The organism is Actinocrispum wychmicini (assembly GCF_004345645.1).
Lineage (GTDB): Bacteria > Actinomycetota > Actinomycetes > Mycobacteriales > Pseudonocardiaceae > Kibdelosporangium > Kibdelosporangium wychmicini.
Genome location: NZ_SLWS01000005.1, coordinates 400,941 through 426,958, shown reverse-complemented (window position 1 = coordinate 426,958; position 26,018 = coordinate 400,941). Strand labels below are relative to the sequence as shown.

Sequence of the window (26,018 nt, the reverse complement as noted above, 5' to 3'; positions counted from 1 at the left end):
GCTGAGTAGCTGGTGCTGATCGTCGGTGCGGTATCGGCAGGTCTGGACGACAACATCCGGACATCATTGGATGACGTGCAACAGCGCCGCCAGTTCGGAGCGGCTGTTGATGCCGAGTTTGGTGTAGATGTGGTTGAGGTGGTTGCCGACCGTCCGGATCGAGATGACGAGCAGGTCGGCGATCTGCCGGTTGGAGAGACCCCGGGCTGCCAACTCGGCGATTTCCCGTTCGCGCTCGCTGATCGCGGTGACCTGCGGGATCGCCACGGTACGCAAGATCGCGGTCGACGCTCCCTCGCAATGGTTTGCCCAGGCGAGCGCTTTCTGTCGGGAGTTGCGGGCGTCCTGGTCGTGGACGTGGGCCAATGCGGCCTGGGCGGAGGTTTCGGCCGCCAGGAGGAGGAAGCCGGCAGCCGCGAACCGCTCGGCGCAAGAGTCGAGCGTCGGGCCGTCGTGGGCGGCCGCATGGTCGGCGTAGAGCTTGACCAGCGGGCCGTCGGCCGCCAGGGCCATGGAGACGTCCGGCTGGCCGAGACGCAATGCCTCGTGCAGGGCCCACGACTGAAACGGCTTGAGGCCAAGATCGGCGGCATCGTTGGCCGCGGTCATGGCCAGTTCACGTGCGGAGGTACGTTCGCCACGAGCTGCGGCGGCCCATGCCTGAGCCAGCAGCAGCTCCGTGTTCACCACACGCACAGCCGGGCGGAGAGCCTGCTGTGCGGCTGTGGCAGCGTGCGTGGCTTCCTCCGGCTCACCGAGCATTGCGTACGCCATTGCGGTCGTGGCCAGGCACGACGGAAGCTGGCCGATCACGTCGTGTTCGCGGAACCGTGCGGACGCCTCCCGGCACAGCCGCAATGCGCTTCGAGGTTTGCCACGGGCCATGGCCACGCGGGCCAGCTGCAACGCCCACAGCCCGTCGAGCTCGTCGGGGCGGCGCGCGGCGCTCTCGTAGGCGGGACAGACGATGTTCTCCATCGCGTCCAAGTCGCCAAGCAACCAGTACGCCGTCGCCTGCCCTGCCACCACGTATCCCCGGAAGACCGGTTCGTCCTCAGCCACTTGCGCCGCCACTGCCAGACCCGCTGTGGCGGCGGCGACCGCGGTGTCACCCCGGCCGACCAGGGCCCAGGCCGGTACGGCGGCGATCAGCGCTCGAGCCCGTGCCACGTCGTCGCTGTCCGCTGACGACAGGATCGGCTCCGCCAACGCAAGCGCCTGACCGGCGCGTCCGTTGAACATCAACAGCGACGCCCAGTGCGCCGCGACGTGGGCGGAATCCTGGTGTGCGCCCAGCACCTTGTCGGCCCGGCCGACCTCGCCCAAGCCCCAGAACAAGCACGAACTGGTGACGATGGCCTCCCACTCCCCCGCGTGTCCGGCCTCGGGTACGAGCTGGTCCAGGACGCGTCCTGCGTCGACGAACTTGTCCTGCCAGAAAAGCGCGTCGGCAAGCTGAGTCGCGGCCTCTCGGCCAGCTCCGGCGGTCAGGGCGGCGGTTGCCAGCCGTTCGGCCAGGGCATGGTCGGACAACGCACGGGCCTGCCGCGCTCCCGCCAGCAGTGCCTCGGCATCAGCGTCACCATCATCGAGCCGCCAGGTCGCGAGGCGCAGCACGTCCCCGTGACGGCGGGCTCCGCAGGCTGTCAGTGTGTCGGCCAGCCGAGTATGCAGTGCACGGCGCCGTAAGGTACCCATGCCCGCGCGCAGCGTCTCCCCATATAGCGGGTGCGCCAGCCGTACAACACAGCGACGCCCCTCCATCGTCACGGTGACCAGGCCGCGTTGTTCCAGGGTTTCCAGCACCGCCGGGTCATCGCCCAGGAACGCCGGCCCCACCGGCTCGGCCAACGCGAGGAGCTCCAGGGTGTCACGCTGTGCCTGGTCGACCTCGCCGACTCGTTGACGGATCAGCTCGCCGAGACGTTCGCCGCACGCCAACTCGCCCGTCCACGACCACACCCCGCCGCGCGCCGTCAGCAGGCCCTGCTCCAGCCCAGTCAACACCAGTTCCCTGAGGTAAAGCGCGTTTCCCTGAGCGCTACGCCACAGCCGGTACTCGGTCGCGGTGTCCACCTGCCCCCCGAGGACCTCGGCCAGCAGGCGCGCCGTCCGCGCACGGGACAACGACGGCAGTTCGACGCGTGGGCCGAGGCCATCCTTCCACAGTGCCACAACGGATTCCGGTGGTTGTTCGCCGCTGCGTACGGTCGCGACCACGAACGCGAAGCCGTTACGTGCCATCGTGTGCACCAGCACAGCCGACGACGCGTCCAGCAGATGCGCGTCGTCCACACACAGGACAAGCCCTGCCGTGCTGGCCCGGCGCGCGAACTCATCCACTGCCATCCGCATGACCTGCGCCGGTGTCGGCTCCTCGGCACTCGACGCCGGCAGCAGGTGCGCGAAGGCACCGAAGGCGACCGTGGCCAGCGTTTTCGTCCCGGTCACCCAGCACGTCACCCGTCCGGACGCCGCGGCCTGTCCGGCGAACTCCTCGACCAGCCTGGTCTTGCCCACACCCGCGGGCCCGGCCAGGACCACCGTGTGTGCGGCCGCGTCGGCCAATGTGTCATGGAGTGACGCGATTTCCTCGCCACGGCCGACCAACGGCCACCGGCCCGTCATGCCCAGGACGCTACTCCCCTGCATTGAGTAGGCCGCTACTCATGACGGACCCGATCCGCCGCCCCGACCATGGCGGGATGAGTGAGCGGAAGTCAAAGCCGACCGGCCGGGCCGAGGCGGTGCCGGCCAGGCTGATGGTCCTCACCCTGCTCCTGGCCGGCGGCTGGCTCGTACTCCGGTACAACGGCCCGGACGGCCCGTCGATCGTCAACGCCAGCCAGACGACCCCGTCAACGCCGCCCTTGCCCTTCACCACGACCTCGACGCCGAGTCCGGTGGCGACCACGGACCCTGCAACGACGCTCCCGGTCCCCACCGGGCAGAAGTCGACGACTACGCACGCGTCGACCGTCGCGGCTGACACGCAGGTGACCGTGCCGATGCTGCTTGGTCTGTCCGAACGCGACGCCCGAGCCGCGTTGCGGCAAAGCGGTCTGGCGGTTGGGCCGCTCACTCATCGGCAGGCGGATCAGGGCCTTGTCGGCGTGGTCGTGGACACCACCCCGCCGGTCGGGTCGTCCGTGCGGCGCGGTGCCACGATCGTGCTCGTACTGGGCGCGTCCAGCCACGCTCCCATCGCGGTGCCTGACCTCGTCGGCCTCACCGTGGAACAGGCCACGCAGAAACTACGAGCCCTCGGATGGACCGGCGCCTTCGATCGATCCGACACACCGACCGGCGACCCGAGCCAGGCCGGCCGCATCTTCGACCAGGACCCACTGCCGAACAGCCAGCTCAAGCCGGCCGACCCCGTCCGGCTGCGGGTCTACACCCTGGCCGCGGCTTCGACGGGTCGTCCGGGCAACTAGCGAGGAAACCGATGAGTAACGAGACCAGGACTGTGTACTGGCGAACGTCGGGCCGTGGTGTCTCGCACACCCGTGGGTCACTGCGCCTCGTCGACACCTGGCACAGTGCGACCTTCGTTCACCGCGACGGTCATTGGCAACCCTTGGCCGGGCACAATCTGGGCTTGACGGAGGGGCAACCTGTTGCCTACTACGACCATGGTTGGCACACCTCGCATGTGCACCGAGAGAAAATAGACGGCCACGGTAACTACCAAGATCCAGGCGACCTCTACGACCACCCGTCGAGAGGTGGTCAGTGGCCTCCCGCTTCACATCCTGCCAACGGCGCCAGCGTGCGCAATGAAGACTCCCCGGGTCAAGTCGACGCGTTCCACCCTCCTCGTGCCGAGGCCGAACAGGACTCCTTCGGCGACACGGCTCTCGCGAAGCCGTCCGGAGTCGCCGCGGACCCGCACGCGTATGCCGTCCACGACCTCGATTCAGGGGCGCCAGCCAGGGTGGCCCCCACCATCCCGGCCAGCGAACTCCGCGGCACCCCCGGCCACCACTACTACCTGGACCGAGACAACAAACCCCGGGAGTGCGAGATCACCGCCTCCCACGAACAACTTCCCGATGGTCAGATGCTGATCAAGCAGTACGACCACGACCGCCCCAACGGATCGTGGGAGGTCACCGACGGCTCACACGCGCTGGAGTTCCACCACGACTACATTGACGCGCAGTCCGGCGTCCACGTCATCGAGGACCAGTCGCCGACTGGCTACTACCGCGTCGAACAGGGGATCGGCGACGGGCGGGTCTACGACGTGGGCAGCCAGATACGTTCCGACATGGTCCGGCACCCGGACGGCAACTGGGAGCGCACGACTTCGGTGCGCAACCCGGACGGCACGCTCGAAGCCGTGGTGGAACGCTACGACGCCACCCACCATGAGCGTGAGATCGAGCGAAACGAGACCGATGTGAACGGTCACGTAACGCATTCCTCGATGACTGTCCACAATGACGACGGCCATACGTCGTTGCTGGACAGCGAGGTCGATGTGGATTCCATCGATCTGGCTCAGCTCGACGAACTGGACGAGCTGTTCGACGAGTCCGAAGTCGAAGTCGAATCTTCTGACGTGGCCGAGGAAGACGCCTGACCCGAAGGAAGGACCATGACCGACGAAGAGATCCTGGCGGACGCGGACAGCCGTCGGGACAACGACCCCAACGGCGCCCGCGATCAGTACACGCGGTTGCTGGACACCCCGTTGGCCAGCCGTGCGAGGCTCGGACTGGGCATCCTGTACTCCAAACGCGGGTTGTTCGACAAAGCCGCCGCACAGCTGCACGTGGCCGCGGAGGATCCGATGATCCTGCCCCGCGTGCAGGTCGAACTCGGCGGCGTGGAGCTCCGCCAGGGCAACGTTTCCGCTGCACGTGACTTCGCCCGGAAAGCCCTCAAACTGGCGCCCGGCTACAACCTAGCAGAGAAACTACTGGCCAAGGCCACCCCGCCGGACGAGATCAAGCCGGCCCAGGAACCGCCAGCTTCGGCCACGGTCGCCGACATAATGTCCAAAAAGGACCTCACGGTCGCAGATCTCGAAGGGGCGCCAGGTGACCTGAAGTGGGGACACCGGCCGGTGTGGTGGTGCCCGCCAGGTGTGGGCGGTGGTGGCCTGCGGACCGCCGCCCTGCTGGGACTGCTGGCGATCCCGGTCGTGTGGTTCGCCCTACAGAGCAGTCAGGGCCCACACTGGGTGGCGCTGGCCAATCGTCTACTGTGGGCAGCGTGGCCGCCTCTGCTGCTGTTTACCGGAGTCTGGGCGGTGCTTCGCTGGTGGACCACCTGGTACGTGGTCTATGAGCGACGGATCGAAGTGCACGCGGGCGTCCTGTTCCGCACCCGTCGCGGCATCTGGCTCTACGACGTGGAAAGGCCGGTGTACTCGAGAAGCAATCCATGGCAGACACTGACCCACACGGCCACGGTGATCATCGAGTCTGAGAAACTTCCGGCCCGCTCGCTTGGGTTCTTCTTCAACTACCAGAAGGCCGGCGGCTGGGGTCAGCTGAAACTGGTGGGGTTCGGCAACCGAGCGAGAACGGACAAGCTCGTCACCTATCTGACCCGGCAGATACTGCATGAACGACGTGCGGTGAAAGCCACCTTCGTCTGAACCGCACGGTGGGATGCACACATATCGTACGGTCCAATTGGAGGGGGCAGCACTTCCAGAACACCTTGTGAGTGCGTAGTCGCCCGGTCGCCCAGGGTTTACTCAAGGACGCTGACGGCGTGCTGTCAGCAGCGCTCGGCCTCGGCCGGATAGTACGTCGGAACCCCTGCCGTGAGCTGGTGGTCCAGCCAGACCCGGTCGCGCAGTTCGATGCCGTCGATCCGGATTCCCGGGGCGTAGCCGGTGGCAGGGGTGAAGGCGTCCCGCTCGATCGCGCGCATGCGGAAGCCCTGTCGTTGGTAGAAGCGGAGATTGCCGATGTCGGCCGCGGCCGTGGCGACCACCAACGCCGACGCGGCCTCGGCGGCGACCAGATCGACGGCGGCTCGCACCAGCCGAGCGCCGATGCCCAGGCCCTGCAGGTCTTCCCGGACCGCCATGTTCTTGAGCTCGACCACACCCGGCTGGTCGGCACCCACGAGCTGCAGGTGACCGACGACGTCGGCGCCGTGCAGCGCGACCAGGATCCGCCCGGCGGACAGGTAGCTGTCGAGCTGAGCCGGCGAGTCCTCGGACAACTCGAACAACGGCCGCAGTGCGTCGCGGGAACCGGTGTACAGACCCACGCACACGTCATCGACGTTCAATCGATCGCGCATGATCGGAAAGTCTCACAGACAAGGTGACCGGATCGCGCGTCGACCGTCGACCGGTAAGCGCCACGTAAGCTGTTGCGGCTACCGCCGCCCGGTCAGGCTCAGGCATGGTGGAGAAGTCGTTTCCGCCCGGTGACGGCACGTCCCGAAGCGAAACGAGCACGGAGCCCATGACCGCCGACCGAACACCCCTGTTCTGCGATCTCGCTCTCGCCGAGCGGATCGAGCGGGCCGAGGCGCTGCTGATGGCCGAATGCGCCGAGGCTGCCCAACGGCGCGGCACCAAGGGTTTCGTCCGTGTCGTCGCGGGTGGGGTGGCGAGCTTCGCAGAGGAAGACTCGCCGTACAACAAGGTCGCTGGGCTCGGCTTCGACGGCCTACCGAGCGCGGCCGACCTCGACGCGGTCGAGGAGGCGTTCGCCGCCCACGGCGCCACGCCCCAGGTCGAACTGGCCCACCTGGCCGATCCCGAGATCGGCGCCCTGCTCACCGCGCGCGGCTACCGGCTCGAATCGTTCGAGAACGTGCTCGGCCTCGCGCTCGACGGCGAGTACGAGCGATCCTCGCCCGCGGGGATCGTGATCCGACCCAGCGGGGACGACGAGTTCGAACACTGGCTCGATGTGATGGCCGAGGCCGTCGCCGAGCCCGACACCCAGGGAGTGCCGTGGCACGAGGAGTTTCCGCGGGAGATCTACCAACGTGCCCTGCGTGACTCGGCATCAGCCGGGGTGCGGCGCTATGCCGCGGTACGCGCAGACGTCCTCGCCGGTGGGGCCGGTCTGCGTGTGTCCGAGGGCATCGCCCAGTTCGCGGGCGCTGCGACCGCGCCCGTGCATCGCCGCCGCGGTATCCAGTCCGCGCTGCTGTCGGCCCGGCTCGCCGACGCCAAGGCCGCGGGCTGTGACGTCGCCGTCATCACCACCCAACCGGGCTCCAAGTCGCAGCAGAACGCGCAACGCCAGGGGTTCGATCTGCTCTACACCCGGGCCGTGCTGGTGAAGCACAACCCGTAGCGTACGAACCGCAGGCCGGTAGCACTCAAGATGCCGAGCCGACACTCCGGTCGACAACGTCCATGATCACTGCGTCTCGGCGCGGCCGGCTGGGGACTCCAGGCAGGCGCGCAGTCGTTCGAGGTCGTCTGTGATGTTCTTGCGAACCTGGCGCGTAAGCAGGGGTGTGAGCCACCCGAAAAAGCGGCCGGGTCCACCCGATGCGTGAATGGACACCCGTGTGCCCTCGGGGTCAGCGGCCAGTTCGTAACGCACGACCATCGGAAACGGCCGGTCGACCGTCATCTCAACCAGCCGGTCTGGCTCATGCGCGGTGACGACGTAGCCATAGACGAACGTCCGGCCAAGAAACTTCGCCGTCCGCTCCACCGTCGCGCCCTCGACGAGCGGACCCGGCTGGGCCGGCGTGCTCGACGTGATCCCACCCGTCCACTCCAGATCATGCCGCGGATCGAACATGAACGCCGCCACGTCAGCGGGCGGCCGGTGAATGAGCACTGCAGGATGGACATCAACCGTCATCTCAGTCAGCCTCCCGGAAAGCGATGGTGATCACACCGCAGGCCATGTTCCCGTTGAGCAGGAAGGCAAGGCCGCCGAACATACGCTTCTCGTCGACCCCGGGCAGCTCACCGATCAACTCCCGCAACCGGGTCGCCAAACCTTCGTCGTACGCCATGCCCTGATCCTCTCAGGCCCGACGGCCGAGGTGCCCGAGCAACGCCGTGAACGGATCCGCGGCCGCCCCACTGGCAATGTCCCAGCCGTGCACCAGCGATTCCAGCGAGCTGATCCCGGCTAGCCGTTCCCCTGGGATGTCCGCAGCCCGTTGAGCGTCCACTTCAGACGGATCGATGGCCCCTCCCCCAGCGATCCCGCCCAGCAACCCGAGCGCGCCGCCCAGATGATTGCCCGCTTGGCGCACCGTCCAGCGCGCGCACCCGCTCTGCGCCACCCAGCCGGCGTCGCCGATCCCGCCGAGCATCTCCGCCGTGTCCTGATAGGACTGTTCCAGCAACGAGAGGACCGGCGGCCGTGCCATCACCGAACGCAACTCCTGCGCGTCAACGGTCCGCCACCTGCAGAAACTGATGCTCCGCTCACGCGCCGCACGCTGATCAGCGTGCGGCGGGTGACGGAGGTCAATGCCGGCCGCACGATCCCCCGCATCGACAGGCGGGTCATCTCGACCGGCCTCCCGAGGCGACCATCTCTGTCGGCGACTTGGCTCAAATCGCCGACGTGTCGGCGTCGTCCGTGACCGGCTCGGAGTCCGACAACGCATCGCCGGACCAACGGATCACGCAGCCGACCTCCGTGATGACCGATGACGACCTCCTTGAGCAGGCGAAGGCGGAGCACGCCCGCCATTGGGAGGCGCATCGTCGGCCGATCTCCGTGGACACGTGGCAGTGATCAGGGCCGACTCGCCAGGACGGATGGTTGACACCCAACTGGAAGCCCAGGCCGGAGCGTGAAGCGCGGTCGTCGCGAGGATCAGAATCAGCCAGCGTCAACGAGTGCCAACGTCGAGAGGGTCGGGTCGGGAACCCGCTCGGATCGGTGTGCGCGGATCATTCGGAGGTGCGGTTGGCGCGCCAGCGGTCAACAACGGCGGGGAGTTCTCGCATGACGTGGGCGTAGAAGTCACGCATGTTCGCCAGCCGCCGCCCGGCGATGCTGCCTTCACCCGCTGCTTGGATGCCCTTGTTCGCGGCCTCTTCCATCATCTGCACGACCGTGTTCTGGGTGGACAGCAACCTGGCCCAGCCCTCGTCGGGGACGCGGAAGTGCTCGCGGCGGCTGCCGGGCGCCGGTACCCGTTCGATCAGGCCGACGCTGATGAGCGACTTGATGGCGGTCGACACCGATCCGGCGCTGATCGCGAGTTGTTCGGCGATCTCACCTGCGGTGACGGTGTCTTGCTCGGCGAAGAGGAACGCCGCGAGGACACGTGCGGTCATCCGTTGCAGGCCGTTCTGCGTGAGCATCAGTGCGAGTTGTTCGGCCGCGTCGGCGGTGTCGGACATGCCTCTCCCTCGATCGTCTCGACGTGATCCTAACAGTTCGCAGTGTTTGCAGATTTCCAAATACTCAGTACTGTCCGGGGTATGGAATCGGTGATCCAGCTCGACCAGCTCACCATGACCTACGGCCGCCGTTTCGGCCCTGCCGGGCTGCCCCTGGACCTCACCTGAGTAGGAGACACACCGATGAAGGTCTTGATCATGACGCTGGGGACACGCGGTGATGTCCAGCCCTTCGTCGCGCTGGCGCGGGGGCTGCTGGCGGCCGGGCACGAGGTGGTACTGACTGCGCCGCACCGGTTCGCCGGGTTCGTCACGAGCCATGGGGTGCCGTTCACCGGGGTGGACGACGGTCCGATGCGATTGATGGACGACACGGCAGGCGCCGGGGCAGTGATCGAGGGCGGGATACGCGCCCGGCTGCGGCAGGCACGGACCATGCCGGCGATGTTCACCCAACTGCTGGAGGATTGCTGGGTCGTCGCGTCGCGCGGCGCGGGCGCCGGGGCGGATCTGGTGGTGCACAACGGTCAGATCCTCGCCGGGCAGCATGTGGCCGAGGCGCTGGGGATCCCGGCGGTGCTGGCGCTGCCGGTCCCGATGTACGTGCCGACTCGGGAGTTCCCCTGGCCTGGTGCGGGCTTCCCGCCGTGGCTGCCCGCATCTGCGAATCGCGCGACCTTCCTCGGGATGAAAGCCCCTGTGGCGATGTTCGGCCGGGTTGTCGACCGATGGCGCGAGCACACCTTGCGCCTGCCGCGCCGACGCCGACGGCACGATCCCTTGCGCCGACCCGACAACGACCAGGGCACGGTCCTGCACGCGTTCAGTCCCGCCGTGCTGCATGCACCAGCAGACTGGCCGGACTCGGTGCGCACCACCGGCTACTGGGTCCTGCCACCCTCGTCCGAGCCGCTGCCGGACCGGGTCGAGGAGTTCCTCTCGGCGGGCGACCCGCCGGTGTTCGTCGGGTTCGGCTCGATGTCCGGCCGTGACCCCGCGCACAGCACCGCCGTCGTGCTGGAGGCCGCCCGACGAGCCGGGACGCGCCTGGTGATGGCCACCGGGTGGGGCGGCCTGGCCGATAGCGCGGCGGGTGACGACGTTCTTGTTGTGAACGAGGTCGATCACCAGCTGTTGTTCCCGCGCGTTGCTGCCGTGGTTCACCATGGTGGCGCGGGCACGTCCGGCGTGGCGTTCGCCGCTGGACGTCCGCAAGTGGTGTGCCCCTTCGTCGGCGACCAGCCGTTCTGGGCCCGGCTGGCGCATCGCCGTGGCGTGGCGCCCGAGCCGCTACCGCAGCGCCACCTCACACCGTCCGGTCTCGCCGCCGCTATCACCACTGCCATCACAGATTCCGACCTGGCGCGCACGGCCGAGCAGTTGGGCCGCTGTGTTCGTGCGGACCACGGCGTCGGCGATGCGGTGACCGCCCTGGAGGGCGTCGCGCTGGCGCACCGCCCAACCTGACAGTGGGTCCGGTTCTGCACGTCGCCCAGGTCCTTCCGGTCGTTTCTGTTGAGTACGGTCGGTCCTAGGTCGCGGACGGTCACGCTCAGTCGAGGGCGTGCTTGTGCAGCAAGATCGCGGGCGTGGATCTCCTTGACGAGCCGCCCGTTGTCGAGAATGCCGATGCGGGTGGCCAGCCACGACACCTCGGTCAGGATGTGACTGGACAGCCCCACAGTGACTCCCTGCTCGTGAGTGAGGTCGTGGAGCAGGCCGCGGATCTCGGCCACCCCGGCCGGGTCCAGGCCGTTGGCGGGTTCGTGCCCGGTGATCGGCATACGGCGCCAAGCCCAGCCGGGCGATCACCTCCTCGACCGGGCCTCGGCCGGTCAACTCGCGCAGCCGCGCCGCGACCTGAAGGTTCTCGACCACCGTGAACTCGGGGCAGGCGGCCGGGGTCTCCACCAGATACCCGACCCGTGACCACACCGCATGCCCGCCGAGACGCACCGGGGCGCCCCAGCACCGACACCATGCCGCTCGTCGGGCGGACCAGCCCGAGCAGCATCCGAATCGTTGTCGTCTTGCCCGCCCCGTTCAGCCGAGCAGCGCGTAGATCTCACCCGGCTCGATCCGGTCCACGGCAACGACATCGCCATAGCGCTTGGTCAGGGTGGAGGCACCGGGTTGCAGGGAGCGCGCGGTGAACTCTTGCCGTCCGGCCTGCTCGACCTCGGTCCACCCGTACGGCGGGAGGAAACCGGCGACCTGCTCGGGAGAAGCCCGAAATGCCGCAGCCGACGTTCTGCACGAACTCCCGGTACGCCGCCTTCCCGCCGTAGAGCACGGTGTCGTCCAGGAAGTCCTGACGGATGTAGGTGAACACCACCTGGCTACCCGGCGGCGCCGCGGCGAGGAACACGAACTGCCTGCGGTGGTCGAAATTCGGTTACCGATTCTGGCCTGGACGTTTACCCGGCGGGCCGGTACTCGTTGAGCAGTCCACCGAAACGCTGTCGGCATCGGATCCGGTCGAACCGGACGAACGGTTGGCTCTGGGTTGCTGTACGGGGGACGCACATCGGATGGGTCATGATCGTCGGCCGACGGGTAGGCGGGAGAGTCACGTGACGAGTTTGACGGCCCGGTGGGTGGTCGTGGTCTCGGTGCGTGGCGGGGGTGGCGCGGCGTCGAAGCCGATCGGGTTCACGATCATGCCCAGGGCGTGGCTGACGGCCAGCAGTGCGGACTGGCAGGCGCCGGCGATCCAGCCGTGGTGCAGGCTGAGGTGTTCACCGGCGAACGACACGTAGCCCTCGTTGCGCTGCATGATGTTGTAGTAGTCGGTGAACTGGCCGGGACCGAAGTGGCCGATGCCGCCCGCCTGGGTGTTGCCCCAGAAGACTTCCACCGTTTCGAGGGGCTTCAGGTCCGTCTGCCTGACCTTGGGGTGCAGGGAGCGGATCGCGTCGGTGATGACCTTGAGGCGCTGGTCCTGGGAGAGCGTGGCCATGTTGCGGGCGTCGGTTGCCCAGCCGTAGAGCAGGACTGTGTTCATCTTCGGGTCCGAGGGGTACACGAGCCACCATGGTGCGCGGTCGGTGTGGGACTGGCCGCCGGGGCTGTCCCACCAGCGTTTCGGGAACTGGAGGCCGACCTTGTACAGGTCCTCTGTGGCCAACCGTCGCATGGCGGCCTTCTTCTCCACCGCCCAGGACGCGGGCGTGTCCATCAGACGCAGCGGGGCGGTCGGGATGGCGAGGATGACCCGGTGGAACGACCGGGGCGTGCCGTTGGCGGGGGTCAGCGGCACCTTGCCGTCCTTGGTCTCGCCGACGGCGGCGATCGGGGTCGTCATGTGGATGGCGACGTTGTGCGCGCGCAGGTAGTCCGCCATCGCGGCGGTGAGCTTGCCGAGCCCGCCTGCCAGCGTCACCCAGCGTGCGTTGGGGTCGAACTCGCCCCTTGACAGCACGACCTCGGGCACGGCGCGGTCGAAGTTGCCGGTGGCTGAGAGGACGGTCTCGACGTAATTGATCCGGTCGGCCTGCCAGCCCATCTCCGCACGCAGGTACTGACTGAAGGAGATGTTGTCGTAGCTGAGGATGGTGGCGAGGCGCTTCTCCGGGTCCTTGATCGACGTGAACCGGTGCAGCGCGAGGTTCATGAACCCGCTTGCGGACACGTGTTTGCGCTGGCTCTCGTCCTTCGTGGCGGACGCCGGGAACCCGAGCAGCTCCGGGTTGGTCTCGGCCTTGACGACGCTGATCGGTTTCCGCCCGTTGACGGAGATCAGGTTCTCCGGGGCGGACAGGTGATAGGGGATCTGCTTCAGCAGCGGTTTGGTGTGCTGCGCCAGCCAGACGTTCAGGTCGGCGATCACGTCGAAGACGATCTTGTGGGCGGGGATGTCCGGCAGCCGCATCGCACCGAGGTCGCTGTACTGGGTGACGTCGTTCTGTCTGGCCTTGAACTGGTGGGTGTACACCCGGCCACCGAGGCGGTCACTGGCCTCGAAGACGGTGATGTTGCGGCCCGGCACGCCCTGGCCGAGCAGGAGCATCGCCGAGTAGAGCCCGGCGTGCCCACCGCCGACGATACCCACCGTCACGGTTTTCACGTCCGGGCTCTCGTTGCGCAGCGGCTCGACGGGGTCACCGGGGGAGTTCTCCCGCAGCCACTGCTCGTAGGCGGTGTAGAGCTGTACGTCGTCATCGTCCGCCGGGGCACCGGCGAACGCCTGTGAAGCCAAAGACCATGTCATCGCGGATTCGACCTTCCTGATCAAGGGCATCGCCCGAGAACGCCGCCGCGCCGATTCACCTGACGGTCCGAGGACGGACAGGCCTGAGCAGTGGCAGCTTCAGAACACGTACGCCGAGGACGGCGACCCCACACTGGCGGGGATCGCAGCCCGGCCAGCCTGTTCGCTCCGGGCAGTGCCGGGCGGGCCACCCGCTGTCCTTGTCGCGGCAGCGCTCCTCGGCGGCGACCTCGCGTGCGGTGCTCTCCTCATCGGTAGCCAAAGACGCTCCAGCGTCCAGATGGGCTGTTGACCCTCGGGGCAGCCTCCTTGGTCGAGACCCGCGCACCGGCTCGGGCCTGGGTAGTCGGATCAAACACGGCTGGCCCGCCGGTCAGGACCTGCTTTCGGCACTCGGTGATCCGGAACAGCGTGCGGTGTCGGCAACGCCCATCCGCCGATTCGTGCCGAACCGGCCACGTCAAGCCTGGCCGCCTCCGAAGGCGTCCTTCGTCGGCGTGACGATGGCGCCGAGGATGACGAACACCCCTGGCGGCACGCTACAGCTGACTGTCATACGGCCTGAGTCGTCGAACTTGAACTTGTGGTTCCACCCGCCTGATCCCTTGGCCTCGAAGAACGGGAAGACGCCGACCTGCGCGGATGCCGTCAGCTCCTCCTGTTCCTGCTCGCTGAACGACGCCTCCGAGCTGACGGTCGTGTCGACCCCGCTGACCACGATGAGGCTGGTGGTGAAGAACCGGAGGTCGCCCTTGTCTCCGAACGTGCCGTCCCACGTGGGCGGGGTGTGCTTCCACACGTAGTAGTTGTTGTTCTGGTACGCCAGGTTGACCGCTGCGCTGTGGTACCACGGCACGTACTGGCCCAGGATCGGATCGGTGCTCGGCTCGGCCAGTGGCCCGCAGGTGAAGGTGCCGATCGTCTTGAACGTCGCGTCGATCGTCAACTTCGACGCGGAGATCTTCTCCGTGTACTTTTTCCACTCGACTGACGCCTCACCGACGAAGAACTCGTAGAAGCCGCCGACCTCGCCTTTCGCCCACGTGTTGGTCACGTCGCTGGACGTGGTCGAGCTGTCCATGTGGACCGACTTGCCCGGCCCGCCCTGGCTCATGATCCTCTTGAGGTCTTCGACCGTGGCGTTGTACGCCTTCGTGCCACTCGCGCCACCGCCCGCGGCGAGCCATTTCTGCATCGCGATCGGCACGACGCCCTGGGATACCTGCTGGTACGCGGTGTAGGCGGCCTGGCCCTGCTCGGGTGGCATGTTGAGCTGCTGCCATTGGTTGAACAGCTCCAGGATGCCGCCTGGCTTCGGGATCGTCGGCGGCGGGGTGCTGTGTTGCAGGTAGTTCTGCCACCTCGCGTAGTAGTCACCCATGGTCTGTTGGAACTCACCCGAGTCCTGCGGGACCAGATTGCTCACCAGGGCGCCGTAGGTCGACGAGAAGTTGTTGATCTGGGCCGGGTTCCAGTAGTGCGTCACGGTCACCGGCGGAATCGCGTTGAAAATCTTCCACAGCGATTCGGACGTGACGCCGGGCTGGATGAAGCCCTGCGCCAGTTGGAATGTATTCCGGTCGAGGCCGCAGCCCTCGACGACCGCGTTGTACCACTGCGCGGTGAGCGTCTTCACAGCCTCGGTTGCTTCTCCGCCACGCACCAAAGTCGACGCTGTCATTGATCCACTCCATTCTTCTGCGACAATCCAACTCGACCGAAGCCCACGCCGGGAGGCGCGTCCAGCAGGTTTCACGATCAGGGTGAGTCGGACAGCATATTCGGATTTCGGCCACCGGGAATTGGCTGCTAAAATACCACCCGGCGAGCCAAAACAGGATCGTGTAAGTATTCCGCGACGCCTTAAAGGAGCCTTGGGCGCCCTTCGGGAGGTTCCGAATTCGGTAGCGTGCTCGATGTGATCTCGAACGACTTGATATGCTCGTCGTAGTGCTTCAACGTTGCGCCCGCGTGGCCGGTGCAGGCGAAGGCCGGGCACATCTCCACGATCTTCTTCGGGTCGAGGATCAGCTCGACATTTTTGTGCCGACAGCCTCGCGGCGCAGCTCAGACACGCTTCAGCGGGCCGCCGTTCCCGTAGCCGTCCGACAGGCTGATAAGCAGCGTTTTCGCCGTTTTGCCGTCAGGGGTGCTCTCACCGATAACCGCCGAGAAGTCCATGTCGCCGGAAATAAGCCGGGCAACGCCGCCGCCTTCGACACCGACCTGGTAGCCGCAGTCCGACAACTCCTCACCGTCGATGATCGCCACGACCTTCGACGAAGTGACCTCGAGGGTCATCTTGTGGGTCGTACTCGTGTCCTTCTGCGGAGCTGGTTTCACCCCGAGGGCCGTCTTCGTACCCCCTACAACCTGCCCGGTGGCGAACTCGGGAATCGAGTTCATCAGATTCTGCCCGATCCCGGTATCAACAACTCTCGACTCCGCCCCCAGCCTCTTCACTGTTCCGACATACCTGCCGTAGTACGATTCACGTTTACCGCGATCCGCGCCCATTTCGGTACCTCCGTGAGCAGTTGACTCGATGTCACATAGACTACAGAACCCGCTCTTCGGTCTACACGACCGAGACAGCAGGCCGGAAGGGGTCAACGGACATCTTGCACGATCGTGGATCGTTACTCTCGGAGAGTCGTCGAAGTAGCCTGCCCGGAATAACCTTTCGATGGATCAGCCTGAGCAAGAGGGTGGATTCAGATCTAGGTGCTTGCCCAGAGGAATTTCAAAGTTTGTGACCGTCGTGCGAAGTTCGTTGGCCGCTCGGCGCGGTGGCCGACACACACGAGTCCCCACGCAGGCTGTCCGGCGGTATTGGTGGACAGCACCGAACGACTGGAACCACCGGGTCGACAACACCCCACCCATGCTGCCCCCGGCGGCCACGGCCTGCCGGCCGCCACCCGCACCGACGCCGGCAGTGAACTCGGTCAACCACCGACCCCATCAAGGCATCGCCAACGCCCGACCACTACGACCACTGCCGTCGCTGATCACCGACCAGGCCAAGATCATCAGGTCTCGGCATCCGCCGACGCCAGCGGTGGGGAGGAATCCTCAACGAGTACCACCAGCCAACCTGACCAGCGCGGATGACGTTTTCGGCAAGCGCAGGACGGTTCGACGCTGGTGCGACACCGCGCTACGATCAGGGCGATCGTACAGGACGATCGATCAGGGCGATTGCCTCGTGAGGAACGGGCGCGGTGACATCAGCGGCGGCGCGGGGCCGGGCGGTGCGGGAGAGGTTGCTGGCCGCGGCGGTCGAGCTCATCCCTGAGCGCGGGTGGACGGCGGTCAGTACCAGAGTCTTGGCAGACCGCGCCGGGGTCACGCCGAGCGTGGTGCACTACCACTTTCCAACGCTGCAAGCACTGTTACGCGAGGCCGTGATCGGCATGATGCGTCAGGTTATGACCGATGTGGACACATTGCTGGACACCGCGCGCACGCCAGTGCGGGCGGTGGAGGCGCTGCTGGCGTCGGTGGACCAGTACACGGGGGCCGACCCGGTGTCGTTGCTGTTCGTCGAGGCGTACCTGGCAGCAGGCCGTGACGAGGAGCTTCGCGGACTGATCAACGGTGTGATCGACGGGTTCCGGAAGAGGTTCGGCCAGTGGTTGCATGACCGTGGCGTGCTCGCAGCGGAGGAAACAGCTGCTGTCGTCTTGGCGTGTGTCGATGGGTTGCTGCTTCACCGTGGGCTCGGTTCGAGTCCGGACATCCAGTCCGTGATCGCCGCCGTGTGCCGGCTCGTCACCAGTGGTGGCCGATCATGACCCGAACAGGGAACACCGCGCACGGCGGACATCTCTGGCCGTTGGTGCGTGCCCAACGCGGCGCTCTTGGTGACCTCTTGCGGTCCTTGGAGGACACTCAGTGGGACGCGCCGTCGCTGTGCCGGGGATGGCGTGTGCGCGACGTCGCCGCTCACTGCGTCCAGTCACACGTGGCCACGCCCTGGCGACTCGTGCGAGAGATGGTCGGCGCCGGCTTTCGCCTCGACGTCCGCAACCAGCGATGGGTGGAACGACACCGGCAGGCCACGATCCCCGACCTGCTCGACGAATACCAGGCGACCGCCGACCAGAACCGCGTCCCGTCGTCGGAGGCAAGGTACGCACTGGTGGAGGCGGTCGTCCACGCCTATGACATCGCTCGCCCGTTGGGCCTGCCCATCGCCGTCCCGTCCACGAGCCTGATCACCGTCGCCGAGACCTGCCGTACCACCAACGTGTTCCTGCATGGCAAGCGACGCGCCGCCGGACTCACCCTGCGCGCCGACGACCTGGAGTGGACGGCGGGCGACGGTCCCGAGGTGATCGGCCCCATCGCGTCCATCATCCTGGCCGTCACCGGGCGATCCACCGCTCTCACCGACCTGTCCGGCGCCGGGCTGTCCACGTTGCGTGCCCGGCTGACCTGACCCCGTTCGGGCCAGCTTTGATTCCCCGATCCCGACTTGTTCGAGATCTTCGATCTACCCACCACATCCTGATCACACCGAACGGTTGCCATCCGCCGTGACCTACGCCCGTTGTCGGCGCTGCGTGCGTCCAGGACCGTGTCGGACAGCTCCGCCGCCGCTGCTGGTTCGACCAACGGATGCGCGCCGGTTCGACGGCCGGGTCTCGTCGCCGGCCACGCCCACAACCACCTGTCGGCACTGCCGAATGCACACCGGGTAAGGCTCCACCGGCTGATCGCCCGAACAATGATCAACTACGTAGGTCACGGCCACGTAGCGCCCAGACGCCGACTGCGACCAGGACGACGCAAGTGACGGCCAGGACGCACGATCCGGCCCAGTCGAGTCCGTGCTTGAGCGGCTCACCACCGGAGTAGTAGTGGAATGGTGAGAGGGTGCGGGTCCAAGCTGCGCCGACTTGCGGGCCGACGGTTGTGGCGGCGTAGGCGAGCACACCGATCGCTGTGGTGATTCCCAGGGTCAGCGCACGCCGGCCCGAGATGGCACCGATGGCGAGGGCGAGCGCGGCGAAAACGCAGCCCAGCAACGCGACGTTGAGGGCCTGCGCGGCGAAACCACCGATGGAGACGGTGTCCAGGCGCGCGGAGTCCCGGATGGCGAGCATCGCCAGGAACACCAGTGCCGCAGTCAGCACGGCCCCCGTTGCGACGGCGGCGAACCGGTGCAGAACAAGGCGTGTACGGCTCAAGGGATGCGCGAGCAGGACGTCGAGGTGGCCTGCCTCCTCGTCACCGGCGAGCGCGCGAGTGCCGGACACGATGCCGTTGATCATGACCAGCAGGGGGACCAGCAGCCCGAAAGTGGTCGACTGCAGGTATCCGGCCGCGGAGGAGATGTCGTCGAGGCGGAAGGCGTCCTTGATCGCCTGAGGGAAGTTCGCGATGGCCTCCGCCATCCCGCCACCCGCCAGTTGCGGATAGAACCCGGCGTACACCGCGGCGATGGCGGCGGTGCCCACCATCCACGCGACAAGCGAGCGACGCGCGTCCCACAATGTCTTGCTGTACACGTTACGCGGCGACATGGTCACGGCCTTCGTAGTAGGCGAGGAAAAGTTCTTCGAGTGCAGGTTCGTCACTGAGCAGATCGACGATCGAGTGTTGGGCGGCGGTCTTGATCAGCGCGTCCGGGCTGCCGGTCACCCGGCAGCGCAGCACTGGACCATCGACCGTGACACTGTCGACTCCGGGCAGACCGGCGAACTCCGATACGGGCACCGGGGTGGCGAACGTGACCTGGACTCGACGTACCGCGCGGGCACGTAGGTTCACCACACTGTCCACTGTCACCAGTGCACCGTCGCGGATGATGGCGACCCGGTCGGCGACCTGCTCGACCTCACTGAGGATGTGCGAGGACATGAACACGGTCTGGCCGGCAGCTTTCGCCTCGGCGACCATCGAGAGGAAGGTCTGCTGGACCACTGGATCCAGCCCTGAGGTCGGCTCGTCGAGGATCAGCAGGTCCGGCTCGTGCATGAACGCCTGGACGAGACCGACTTTCTGTCTGTTGCCCTTGGACAGGGTGCCGACCCGGGCGGTGAGGTCCAGGTCCAGCCGCTCGGCGAGTTCACCGATCCGGGCCTGCCCCGCACCGCCGCGCAGGCCGGCCAGGAAGGTCAGATACTCGCCGACACGCTGGCGGGCGCCGACCACGAAATCACCCGGTAGATATCCGATCCTGGCCCGCAGTACGGTCCCACCCGCACGCGGGTCGCCACCGAGCACACGGATCGAACCACCAGTGGGCCGAATCAGATCCACCAGCAGGCGGATCGTCGTCGATTTCCCCGCGCCGTTCGGACCGAGATAGCCGAAGACCTCGCCCGCGTGGACCTCCAGGGACAGGTCCACGACTCCGCGGCGGGGCCCGTACGCCTTGACGAGCCGGTCCAGCCGGATCACTGATTCCATGAACCGTACCGTATCGAATGTTTGGAAATCTGCAAACACTCGCAACTGTTAAGATTCCGCCAAGACTGAGAGGAGTGGCCGGACATGGCTGACACATCGAGCGCCGCGGAGCAGCTGGCGCTGACCTTGTCCCGCAACGGCCTGCAGAAGATGACCGCGCGCGTGCTGGCAGCGATGCTGTTCAGCGAGCGGGAGACGATCACCGCCGGCGAGATCGCCGAGCAGCTCGACGCCAGCCCCGGATCGGTCTCGGTCGCGATCAAGACACTGAGCGGTGTCGGACTGGTCGAGCGTGTGCCCGCGCCCGGCAGCAGACGCGAGCACTACCGGTTCCCCGACGACGGATGGGCTCGGCTGATGTCCGACCAGAACACGGTTGTGCGGCTGATGCGGACCGCGGCCGAGGACGGCATCGAGGCAGCCGGCGAAGGCAGCGTCGCGAGCCGTCGGCTGGTGGCGATGCGAGACTTCTACGCGCACGTCATGCGCGAACTGCCGGCCGTGATCGACCGATGGCGGGAATCCCGTAAGCCCGACACGTGACCGAACCGAGGACCGAACCGGATTCGCCCGCTGCGATCGGTACTGGAAAGGTCTGACCGCGCGGGACCCGATATGTCAGGATGCCGGCGAGGCACGGGGTGTGCGCCTCGCCGGCACCAGGGCGCCCCCTTGGCGACCACTCACAGATTTGCGCCTTGCAAGCTTTCATGCAAGTACCGCAACGCTCTTGCCTGCCAGTCCACTCGGATCCCACTCCACTACGGACAATCAGCCCGTTCCAGAACATCGCCGATGAACCGCAACCCGCGGCGATTAGTGACCACTGTGGACCTGATGCTCATCACGACGCACAAGCTCACGACGCACCACTGCGCGTCGGGACGCCCCGTACCACGGTTCGCTCACCACACCGCACCCACCGCCGGTTTGCTCTTCGTGCGCGTTTACGGCATCTTTACGTGTGGAGCGCCGGGAAGTCTGGTCGGCACATCACGCCGCCTTGGGGTGATGTCGTGGCGATGAGGAGTTCCCGCGTGGCGTTGGTCCTGGCGTTCGGTGTCGTGCTGTTGATCAGTGTGTCCCTGTCCGGGGTGGCGGCTCGGACCGTGTTGTCCACGGCACTGCTCTTCCTCTTGGCCGGTGCTCTGATCGGTCAGGGTGGGTTCGGTCTGGTGCACGTCGCGCCCGGCGATCCGCTGGTCACCGGCCTGGCCGACGTCGCGCTGTTCACGGTGCTGTTCACCGACGGCCAACGGGCCAGCCTTCCCGCGTTGCGCGAGGGCTGGCGGCTGTCCGGTCGAGCACTGGGCCTGGCCATGCCGCTGACCATGGCCGGCGTCGCGATACCCGCGTATTTCCTGGCCGGGTTGGACTGGCCGACCGCGCTGTTGCTCGGCGCGATCCTGTCGCCCACCGATCCGGTGTTCGCCTCGGCCATCGTCGGCCGCGACGATGTCCCGTTGCGGCTACGGCGCCTGCTCAACGTCGAATCCGGTCTCAACGACGGCCTCGCACTGCCGTTCGTGCTGATCTTCCTCGCCACCGCCACCCAGCAGCAGTCCCACCTCGGTGAGGTCGCGCTGGAGCTGGCCGCCGGCGTCGTGCTGGGCATCGCAGTCCCCGCGCTCGTCGCGCTCGCGTGGCGCACACGAATCCTGACGGCCGAACCCCGGTTGCAGGCCTTGGGGCCGGTGGCTATCGCGGTGACGCTGTTCGCGACCTGCCACCTCACCGGCGCGAACCCCTACCTGGCGGCCTTCCTGGCCGGGTCGACGCTGGCCACCCTGGACCGCACCGCGGCCGAGCAGTTCGAACCGTTCGGCGACCTGATGTCCGAGCTGACCAAGTTCGGCGCGCTGCTGGTGTTCGGCGCGTTGATCACGCCCGCGCGGATCTCACACCTGAGTGTCGGTGACTGGGCGGTTGCCGTCCTGGCGATCCTGCTGGTGCGACCGGCGACCATGGCGTTGTCCCTGCTGCGCACGTCCTTGACCGGCCAGGAACGCGCGGCGGCGGCCTGGTTCGGACCGAAAGGGTTCGCCTCCGTGGTCTACGGCCTGCTCGTACTCCAGTCCGCGACCCCAGCCGGCGAGCACGTGTTCGACCTGGTCGCCATCACGATCGCGCTGTCCATCGTGCTTCATTCCTCGACCGACGTCCCCGTGGCCCGAGCACTGCGCGTCGAGCCTCTGGACAACCTGCCCACAGGTGGCCGTAAAGACGACGACAGGGAACCATGATGTCTGTTCACCTCGCCGTACCCTGCACGTATGCGAGCACGCTCGATGGTCGAGGAGTACCCGGTCACCAGCCTGGACTCCGACGCACTGGCAGCCGCGCGGCTGTTGGCCACGCATCGGTTGCCCGGTCTGGTGGTGACCGATGGGAGCGGACGGCCGCACTCGATCCTGGGCGCCTCCCAGGTGGTGCGGTTCATCGTGCCGAAATATGTGCAGGACGACCCGTCGCTGGCCGGCGTGCTCGACGAACAGTTCGCCGACAAGGTCGCGAACAAGCTCTCCGGTCATTCGGTACGGGAGTTGCTGCCGAAGGAGACCGCGGAACTCGCGGTCGTCGACGCGGACGACACCGTGATCGAGGTCGCCGCCATCATGGCCCGGATGCGATGTCCCCTGGTGGCGGTGCTCGACGGCGACAGCGTCCTCGGTGTGATCACCGCGTCCCGCCTGCTGGAGAAGGCACTCGGCTGAGGACGGCGCTGTGACCGCGGTCGCGGTCACAGTGTTCGTCGTGGCCTACATCCTCATCGCCACCGAGAAGGTGCACCGGCTGATCGCCGCCCTGGGCGGCGCCGGAGTCCTGCTCGCGTTCGGCGTGACCGGATCGCAGGACGTCTTCTACTCGCACGACACCGGTATCGACTGGGACGTCGTGTTCCTGCTGCTCGGCATGATGATCATCGTCGGCGTGCTGCGGCGCACCGGGGTGTTCGAGTACGTCGCGATCTGGGCGGCCAAGCGCGCCGGCGGTTCCCCGTTGCGGATCATGATCCTGCTGGTCGTGATCACCGCCATCGCGTCGGCGTTCCTGGACAACGTCACCACGGTCCTGCTGATCGCCCCGGTGACGCTGCTGGTGTGCGACCGGATGGGGATCAGCCCGGTGCCGTTCCTCATCGCGGAGGTGCTCGCGTCCAACATCGGCGGTACCGCGACCCTGATCGGCGACCCGCCCAACATCATCATCGGCAGCCGCGGCGGCCTGGCGTTCAACGACTTCCTCGTCCACCTCGCCCCGATCATCGCCGTCGAACTGGTCGCGCTGGTCCTCGTGGTGCCCAGGCTGTTCCGTGGCGCGTTCGCCGTCGATCCCGACCGGGTCGCCGAGCTGATCGGGCTGGACGAACGCGAAGCCATCCGGGCGCCCCGCCTGCTGGTCAAGTCCGGCGCCGTGCTGGCCCTGGTGCTCGGCGGCTTCGTCACCCATTCGACAGTCCACATCGAACCCTCGGTGGTGGCCCTGCTCGGCGCCGGGCTGCTCGTGCTGATCTCGGGCCTGCGTCCCAAGGACTACATGCCCAGCGTCGAATGGGAGACACTGCTGTTCTTCGCCGGCCTGTTCATCATGGTCGGCGCCCTCGTGAAAACCGGGGTGATCAGCGCGCTCGCCCGGCTGGTCACCGAGGCCACCGGAGGCAACGCGCTGGTCGCGGTCATGCTGGTCCTGGTGGTGTCAGCCCTGCTGTCCGGCGTGGTCGACAACATCCCCTACGTGGCGACCATGAGCCCGCTCGTCGCTCAACTCGCAGCCGATATCGGCGACCCCGCACACTCCCAGGCCCTGTGGTGGGCGTTGGCACTGGGCGCCGATCTCGGTGGCAACATGACCGCGGTCGGAGCCAGCGCCAACGTCGTCGTCCTGGGCATCGCCCAGCGCGCCGAAACCCCGATCACCTTCTGGCAGTTCACCAGGAAAGGCGCGGTCGTCACCGCCATCACGATCGCGATCGCCGCTCCGTACCTGTGGCTGAGGTACTTCGTTCTGGCGTGACCAACAGTTGCATACTGCGGCTTTCGCTGTCACCGCCGGAGCAAAACCTTTGCCCAGTGGGGTGAATCACGGACGGGTGACCCTGTCCGCATCACTCGGTGCGGTCTTCGTCGCGGTGCTCGCCGGACGACTACGAGTCCAATTGTCACCGCGTTCTGAAGCCTGAGATCATCCCTGCCCTCGCTGGTGCCAGTCACGGAACGCGGTCAGCAGATTGTCCCTGGCCTGTGGGGTGAGGCTGTGCGGCGGCAACTGGCCGAGCTCGGCGATCGTGACGCGGAACTGGTCGAGGTAGCGTTCGCAGCCCTCGCACAGCGAGATGTGCTCGACGAACCGGGCTTCGGTGTCCGGGTCGAGTGTGCCGTCCAGAAAAGCCGTGACCAGTTCGACGAACTCGTCGCAGTTCATGCCCGCGGTCCCCCAGACGCTGTCGGTGTCCGGCCGAGATACTCCGCGAGCCGTTCCCGGACCACCGCCCTGGCCCGGTGCAGCAGGACCCGCTGGTTGGCCGCGGAGATCTGCAGGATGTCACACACCTCGTCGGAGGTGTGCTCGGCGACGTCCCGCAAGCTGATCACCGCTCGCTGACGCACCGGCAGGCCGTCCAGAGCGCTGGTAATCACCGCACGGATCTCCAAGCTGAGCGCCCTGTTCTCCGGCGACGACCACGTCTGCGGCGGCTCCTGCCAATGACCCGGATAGGCCCCGTCACGACCCTGGAACCTGGCCGGGTCCACCGTGGGACCGTGGTCCTCGTCCTGCGGCACCAGGCTCGCCCAGGGCACGCTGCGGTGTTCCTGGGCGCCGCGTTTCTTGGCTGTGTTCACCAGGATGCGGTACACCCAGGTCTTGAACGCCGAACGACCTTCGAAGCCGTTGACGCCCCTGATCACGGCCAACCACGTGTCCTGGACGACCTCCTCGGCCGAGGCGTGGGTCGACACGAACGACCGCGCCAGCCGCAGCAACGACGACGACCAGGCTTCGAGCGTCGCGGCGAACGCCTGCTCGTCGCCCGCGCGGAGCGCGGCCACGAGTTCCTCGTCCGGCGGCAATGGAGGCACTCGCCGAATATAGCCCGGGAACACGCAGCCAGTGATGACCATCGTCTTACGTGAGCGCGGGTCAGCGGTACTCCGGGTTAGCGAAGTCGAACCGGCAGCCCGCGTCCCACTCGCTGCGCTGGTTGCCGTGTGCGGGGATCCCACCGGCGTCCTTGAGCATCCTGGCCATGTGCATCAGGTTCCACGTCATGAAGGTGGTGTTGCGGTTGGTGAAGTCGTTCTCCGGCCCGCCGGACCCAGGGTCCAGGTAGGACGGTCCGGGTCCCGCTTCGCCGATCCAGCCGGCGTCGGCCTGCGGCGGGATGGTGTAGCCCAGATGCTGCAGGCTGTAGAGGATGTTCATCGCGCAGTGCTTGACCCCGTCCTCGTTGCCGGTGATCAGGCAACCGCCCACCCGGCCGTAGTAGGCATACTGGCCGGCGTCGTTGAGCAGGTGTGAGCACGCGTAGAGCCGTTCGATCACCAGCTTGGTCACCGAACTGTTGTCCCCCAGCCAGATCGGCCCGGCGATCACCAGGATGTCGGCGGCCAGCACCTTCTGGTAGATCGCCGGCCACTCATCGCTGGCCCAGCCGTGCTCGGTCATGTCCGGCCAGACACCGGTGGCGATGTCGTGGTCGATCGCCCGCAGCACCTCCACCGTGACGCCGTTCTTCGCCATGATCTGTCTGCTGACGTCGACCAGCCCCTCGGTGTTGCTCGGTTCCGGCGAGCGCTTCAGGGTGCAGTTGACGAACACAGCACGCAAGTCGTCGTATCCGGTCATGGCTCAGGTTCCTTTCAGAGCAGTTCGGCGTCCTGCTCGACGCAGAGCAGAACGGGTCCGTCGGTGCTGAACATCAAGGTCATCGCGTCGTCGAGCTGGTCCCGGGACGTCACCCGGATCCCGGTGGCGCCGCACAGTTCGGCGTACGCGGCCCAGTCCGGGTTGCGCAGGGAGGTCTGCCAGACCGGGTAGTCCCCGGCGAGCTGTTCCTTGCTGATCTTGCCGAGCACG

At 66.9% G+C, this 26,018-nt stretch carries 27 protein-coding genes; 12 read left to right on the top strand and 15 right to left on the bottom strand.

All coding sequences use genetic code 11. From position 1 onward, the window contains the following. Window positions 1-63: 63 nt before the first annotated feature. Window positions 64-2,628 (bottom strand): LuxR C-terminal-related transcriptional regulator, encoded by a 2,565-nt coding sequence (locus EV192_RS23955; protein ID WP_165960568.1) that lies wholly within the window; start codon window positions 2,626-2,628, stop codon window positions 64-66. 77 nt (window positions 2,629-2,705) lie between these two features. Here EV192_RS23955 and EV192_RS23950 point away from each other — a divergent pair, with 77 nt between their 5' ends. The 3 genes from EV192_RS23950 to EV192_RS23940 all read left to right on the top strand — a co-directional run bounded on the left by EV192_RS23950 (window position 2,706) and on the right by EV192_RS23940 (window position 5,611). After that, entirely contained in the window at window positions 2,706-3,437 is a 732-nt protein-coding gene (locus tag EV192_RS23950; protein WP_165960567.1) for a PASTA domain-containing protein, read from the top strand. Between the two features lie 335 nt (window positions 3,438-3,772). Further along, complete coding sequence (locus EV192_RS23945; protein ID WP_132119005.1) at window positions 3,773-4,588, top strand: hypothetical protein; 816 nt, start codon at window positions 3,773-3,775, stop codon at window positions 4,586-4,588. A 15-nt stretch (window positions 4,589-4,603) separates the two neighbouring features. Next, a complete protein-coding gene (locus EV192_RS23940) occupies window positions 4,604-5,611 on the top strand; it encodes a PH domain-containing protein (RefSeq protein WP_132119003.1) in 1,008 nt (335 codons plus the stop codon). A 125-nt stretch (window positions 5,612-5,736) separates the two neighbouring features. Here EV192_RS23940 and EV192_RS23935 read toward each other — a convergent pair whose 3' ends face one another. Continuing rightward, window positions 5,737-6,270 carry a GNAT family N-acetyltransferase gene (locus tag EV192_RS23935; RefSeq protein ID WP_132119001.1) on the bottom strand — a complete coding sequence of 178 codons (534 nt, stop codon included), beginning with the start codon at window positions 6,268-6,270 and terminating at the stop codon, window positions 5,737-5,739. A 167-nt stretch (window positions 6,271-6,437) separates the two neighbouring features. Between EV192_RS23935 and EV192_RS23930 the strand changes: the two genes are divergently transcribed. Further along, complete coding sequence (locus EV192_RS23930) at window positions 6,438-7,283, top strand: GNAT family N-acetyltransferase (RefSeq protein WP_132118999.1); 846 nt, start codon at window positions 6,438-6,440, stop codon at window positions 7,281-7,283. A gap of 66 nt (window positions 7,284-7,349) precedes the next feature. Here the strand turns inward: EV192_RS23930 and EV192_RS23925 are convergent, their stop codons facing one another. From EV192_RS23925 to EV192_RS23915, 3 genes are read right to left on the bottom strand one after another with little or no spacing between them, the layout of a single operon-like run. Then, window positions 7,350-7,805, bottom strand: a complete 456-nt coding sequence (locus EV192_RS23925) for an SRPBCC family protein (protein ID WP_132118997.1) — start codon at window positions 7,803-7,805, stop codon at window positions 7,350-7,352. A 1-nt stretch (window position 7,806) separates the two neighbouring features. Then, window positions 7,807-7,962, bottom strand: coding sequence for a hypothetical protein (locus EV192_RS23920; protein WP_132118995.1), 156 nt, complete (start codon window positions 7,960-7,962; stop codon window positions 7,807-7,809). Window positions 7,963-7,974: 12 nt separating this feature from the next. After that, entirely contained in the window at window positions 7,975-8,325 is a 351-nt protein-coding gene (locus tag EV192_RS23915; RefSeq protein WP_132118993.1) for a maleylpyruvate isomerase N-terminal domain-containing protein, read from the bottom strand. Between the two features lie 200 nt (window positions 8,326-8,525). On the opposite strand from EV192_RS23915, the gene EV192_RS53990 reads away from it, so the two are divergent. Continuing rightward, window positions 8,526-8,699 carry a hypothetical protein gene (locus tag EV192_RS53990; protein WP_165960566.1) on the top strand — a complete coding sequence of 58 codons (174 nt, stop codon included), beginning with the start codon at window positions 8,526-8,528 and terminating at the stop codon, window positions 8,697-8,699. A gap of 158 nt (window positions 8,700-8,857) precedes the next feature. Here the strand turns inward: EV192_RS53990 and EV192_RS23910 are convergent, their stop codons facing one another. Then, window positions 8,858-9,313 (bottom strand): GbsR/MarR family transcriptional regulator, encoded by a 456-nt coding sequence (locus EV192_RS23910; protein WP_132118991.1) that lies wholly within the window; start codon window positions 9,311-9,313, stop codon window positions 8,858-8,860. Window positions 9,314-9,496: 183 nt separating this feature from the next. On the opposite strand from EV192_RS23910, the gene EV192_RS23905 reads away from it, so the two are divergent. Continuing rightward, window positions 9,497-10,780, top strand: a complete 1,284-nt coding sequence (locus EV192_RS23905; protein WP_132118989.1) for a glycosyltransferase — start codon at window positions 9,497-9,499, stop codon at window positions 10,778-10,780. A 1,102-nt stretch (window positions 10,781-11,882) separates the two neighbouring features. Here EV192_RS23905 and EV192_RS23900 read toward each other — a convergent pair. The 3 genes from EV192_RS23900 to EV192_RS23890 form a co-directional block, all read right to left on the bottom strand. Next, the gene (locus EV192_RS23900) at window positions 11,883-13,523 is read right to left on the bottom strand and encodes a flavin monoamine oxidase family protein (RefSeq protein WP_165960565.1); all 1,641 of its coding nucleotides are present in this window, start codon (window positions 13,521-13,523) and stop codon (window positions 11,883-11,885) included. A gap of 460 nt (window positions 13,524-13,983) precedes the next feature. Further along, complete coding sequence (locus tag EV192_RS23895) at window positions 13,984-15,204, bottom strand: hypothetical protein (protein ID WP_132118985.1); 1,221 nt, start codon at window positions 15,202-15,204, stop codon at window positions 13,984-13,986. A gap of 386 nt (window positions 15,205-15,590) precedes the next feature. Next, window positions 15,591-16,040 (bottom strand): hypothetical protein, encoded by a 450-nt coding sequence (locus EV192_RS23890; RefSeq protein ID WP_132118983.1) that lies wholly within the window; start codon window positions 16,038-16,040, stop codon window positions 15,591-15,593. Between the two features lie 707 nt (window positions 16,041-16,747). Here EV192_RS23890 and EV192_RS23885 point away from each other — a divergent pair. Further along, window positions 16,748-17,320, top strand: coding sequence for a TetR/AcrR family transcriptional regulator (locus EV192_RS23885; protein WP_243727032.1), 573 nt, complete (start codon window positions 16,748-16,750; stop codon window positions 17,318-17,320). After that, window positions 17,317-17,967: a maleylpyruvate isomerase family mycothiol-dependent enzyme gene (locus EV192_RS23880; protein ID WP_132118981.1), complete on the top strand. Its 651-nt coding sequence runs from the start codon at window positions 17,317-17,319 to the stop codon at window positions 17,965-17,967. The genes EV192_RS23885 and EV192_RS23880 overlap by 4 nt, the downstream gene beginning before the upstream one ends. A 292-nt stretch (window positions 17,968-18,259) precedes the next feature. Here EV192_RS23880 and EV192_RS23875 read toward each other — a convergent pair whose 3' ends face one another. Next, the gene (locus tag EV192_RS23875; protein ID WP_132119778.1) at window positions 18,260-19,054 is read right to left on the bottom strand and encodes an ABC transporter permease subunit; all 795 of its coding nucleotides are present in this window, start codon (window positions 19,052-19,054) and stop codon (window positions 18,260-18,262) included. Beyond that, window positions 19,041-19,943: an ABC transporter ATP-binding protein gene (locus tag EV192_RS23870; RefSeq protein WP_132118979.1), complete on the bottom strand. Its 903-nt coding sequence runs from the start codon at window positions 19,941-19,943 to the stop codon at window positions 19,041-19,043. Before EV192_RS23870 ends, EV192_RS23875 begins: the two co-directional genes overlap by 14 nt. An 84-nt stretch (window positions 19,944-20,027) precedes the next feature. On the opposite strand from EV192_RS23870, the gene EV192_RS23865 reads away from it, so the two are divergent. From EV192_RS23865 to EV192_RS23850, 4 genes are all read left to right on the top strand, one after another. Continuing rightward, a complete protein-coding gene (locus EV192_RS23865; RefSeq protein WP_132118977.1) occupies window positions 20,028-20,486 on the top strand; it encodes a GbsR/MarR family transcriptional regulator in 459 nt (152 codons plus the stop codon). Between the two features lie 494 nt (window positions 20,487-20,980). Beyond that, window positions 20,981-22,186, top strand: coding sequence for a cation:proton antiporter (locus tag EV192_RS23860; RefSeq protein WP_132118975.1), 1,206 nt, complete (start codon window positions 20,981-20,983; stop codon window positions 22,184-22,186). A gap of 30 nt (window positions 22,187-22,216) precedes the next feature. Then, window positions 22,217-22,657 carry a CBS domain-containing protein gene (locus tag EV192_RS23855; RefSeq protein ID WP_132118973.1) on the top strand — a complete coding sequence of 147 codons (441 nt, stop codon included), beginning with the start codon at window positions 22,217-22,219 and terminating at the stop codon, window positions 22,655-22,657. Between the two features lie 10 nt (window positions 22,658-22,667). Next, window positions 22,668-23,957: an ArsB/NhaD family transporter gene (locus tag EV192_RS23850; protein WP_132118971.1), complete on the top strand. Its 1,290-nt coding sequence runs from the start codon at window positions 22,668-22,670 to the stop codon at window positions 23,955-23,957. A gap of 168 nt (window positions 23,958-24,125) precedes the next feature. Here EV192_RS23850 and EV192_RS23845 read toward each other — a convergent pair whose 3' ends face one another. The 4 genes from EV192_RS23845 to EV192_RS55985 form a co-directional block, all read right to left on the bottom strand. Further along, a complete protein-coding gene (locus EV192_RS23845; RefSeq protein ID WP_132118969.1) occupies window positions 24,126-24,365 on the bottom strand; it encodes an anti-sigma factor family protein in 240 nt (79 codons plus the stop codon). Further along, window positions 24,362-25,021 carry an RNA polymerase sigma factor gene (locus tag EV192_RS23840; RefSeq protein ID WP_243727031.1) on the bottom strand — a complete coding sequence of 220 codons (660 nt, stop codon included), beginning with the start codon at window positions 25,019-25,021 and terminating at the stop codon, window positions 24,362-24,364. Before EV192_RS23840 ends, EV192_RS23845 begins: the two co-directional genes overlap by 4 nt. Before the next feature lie 61 nt (window positions 25,022-25,082). Then, window positions 25,083-25,787 (bottom strand): flavodoxin family protein, encoded by a 705-nt coding sequence (locus EV192_RS23835; protein WP_132118965.1) that lies wholly within the window; start codon window positions 25,785-25,787, stop codon window positions 25,083-25,085. 14 nt (window positions 25,788-25,801) lie between these two features. After that, entirely contained in the window at window positions 25,802-26,017 is a 216-nt protein-coding gene (locus EV192_RS55985) for a thiamine pyrophosphate-dependent enzyme (protein ID WP_243727030.1), read from the bottom strand. Between the last annotated feature and the right edge of the window lies 1 nt (window position 26,018).

Coding starts and splice junctions, on each gene's coding strand:
- EV192_RS23955 (WP_165960568.1), bottom strand. CDS start 2,628: ATGACGGGCCGGTGGCCGTTGGTCGGCCGTGGCGAGGAAATCGCGTCA.
- EV192_RS23950 (WP_165960567.1), top strand. CDS start 2,706: ATGAGTGAGCGGAAGTCAAAGCCGACCGGCCGGGCCGAGGCGGTGCCG.
- EV192_RS23940 (WP_132119003.1), top strand. CDS start 4,604: ATGACCGACGAAGAGATCCTGGCGGACGCGGACAGCCGTCGGGACAAC.
- EV192_RS23935 (WP_132119001.1), bottom strand. CDS start 6,270: ATGCGCGATCGATTGAACGTCGATGACGTGTGCGTGGGTCTGTACACC.
- EV192_RS23930 (WP_132118999.1), top strand. CDS start 6,438: ATGACCGCCGACCGAACACCCCTGTTCTGCGATCTCGCTCTCGCCGAG.
- EV192_RS23925 (WP_132118997.1), bottom strand. CDS start 7,805: ATGACGGTTGATGTCCATCCTGCAGTGCTCATTCACCGGCCGCCCGCT.
- EV192_RS23920 (WP_132118995.1), bottom strand. CDS start 7,962: ATGGCGTACGACGAAGGTTTGGCGACCCGGTTGCGGGAGTTGATCGGT.
- EV192_RS23915 (WP_132118993.1), bottom strand. CDS start 8,325: ATGGCACGGCCGCCGGTCCTCTCGTTGCTGGAACAGTCCTATCAGGAC.
- EV192_RS23910 (WP_132118991.1), bottom strand. CDS start 9,313: ATGTCCGACACCGCCGACGCGGCCGAACAACTCGCACTGATGCTCACG.
- EV192_RS23905 (WP_132118989.1), top strand. CDS start 9,497: ATGAAGGTCTTGATCATGACGCTGGGGACACGCGGTGATGTCCAGCCC.
- EV192_RS23900 (WP_165960565.1), bottom strand. CDS start 13,523: ATGACATGGTCTTTGGCTTCACAGGCGTTCGCCGGTGCCCCGGCGGAC.
- EV192_RS23895 (WP_132118985.1), bottom strand. CDS start 15,204: ATGACAGCGTCGACTTTGGTGCGTGGCGGAGAAGCAACCGAGGCTGTG.
- EV192_RS23890 (WP_132118983.1), bottom strand. CDS start 16,040: ATGGGCGCGGATCGCGGTAAACGTGAATCGTACTACGGCAGGTATGTC.
- EV192_RS23880 (WP_132118981.1), top strand. CDS start 17,317: ATGACCCGAACAGGGAACACCGCGCACGGCGGACATCTCTGGCCGTTG.
- EV192_RS23875 (WP_132119778.1), bottom strand. CDS start 19,054: ATGTCGCCGCGTAACGTGTACAGCAAGACATTGTGGGACGCGCGTCGC.
- EV192_RS23870 (WP_132118979.1), bottom strand. CDS start 19,943: ATGGAATCAGTGATCCGGCTGGACCGGCTCGTCAAGGCGTACGGGCCC.
- EV192_RS23865 (WP_132118977.1), top strand. CDS start 20,028: ATGGCTGACACATCGAGCGCCGCGGAGCAGCTGGCGCTGACCTTGTCC.
- EV192_RS23855 (WP_132118973.1), top strand. CDS start 22,217: ATGCGAGCACGCTCGATGGTCGAGGAGTACCCGGTCACCAGCCTGGAC.
- EV192_RS23845 (WP_132118969.1), bottom strand. CDS start 24,365: ATGAACTGCGACGAGTTCGTCGAACTGGTCACGGCTTTTCTGGACGGC.
- EV192_RS23835 (WP_132118965.1), bottom strand. CDS start 25,787: ATGACCGGATACGACGACTTGCGTGCTGTGTTCGTCAACTGCACCCTG.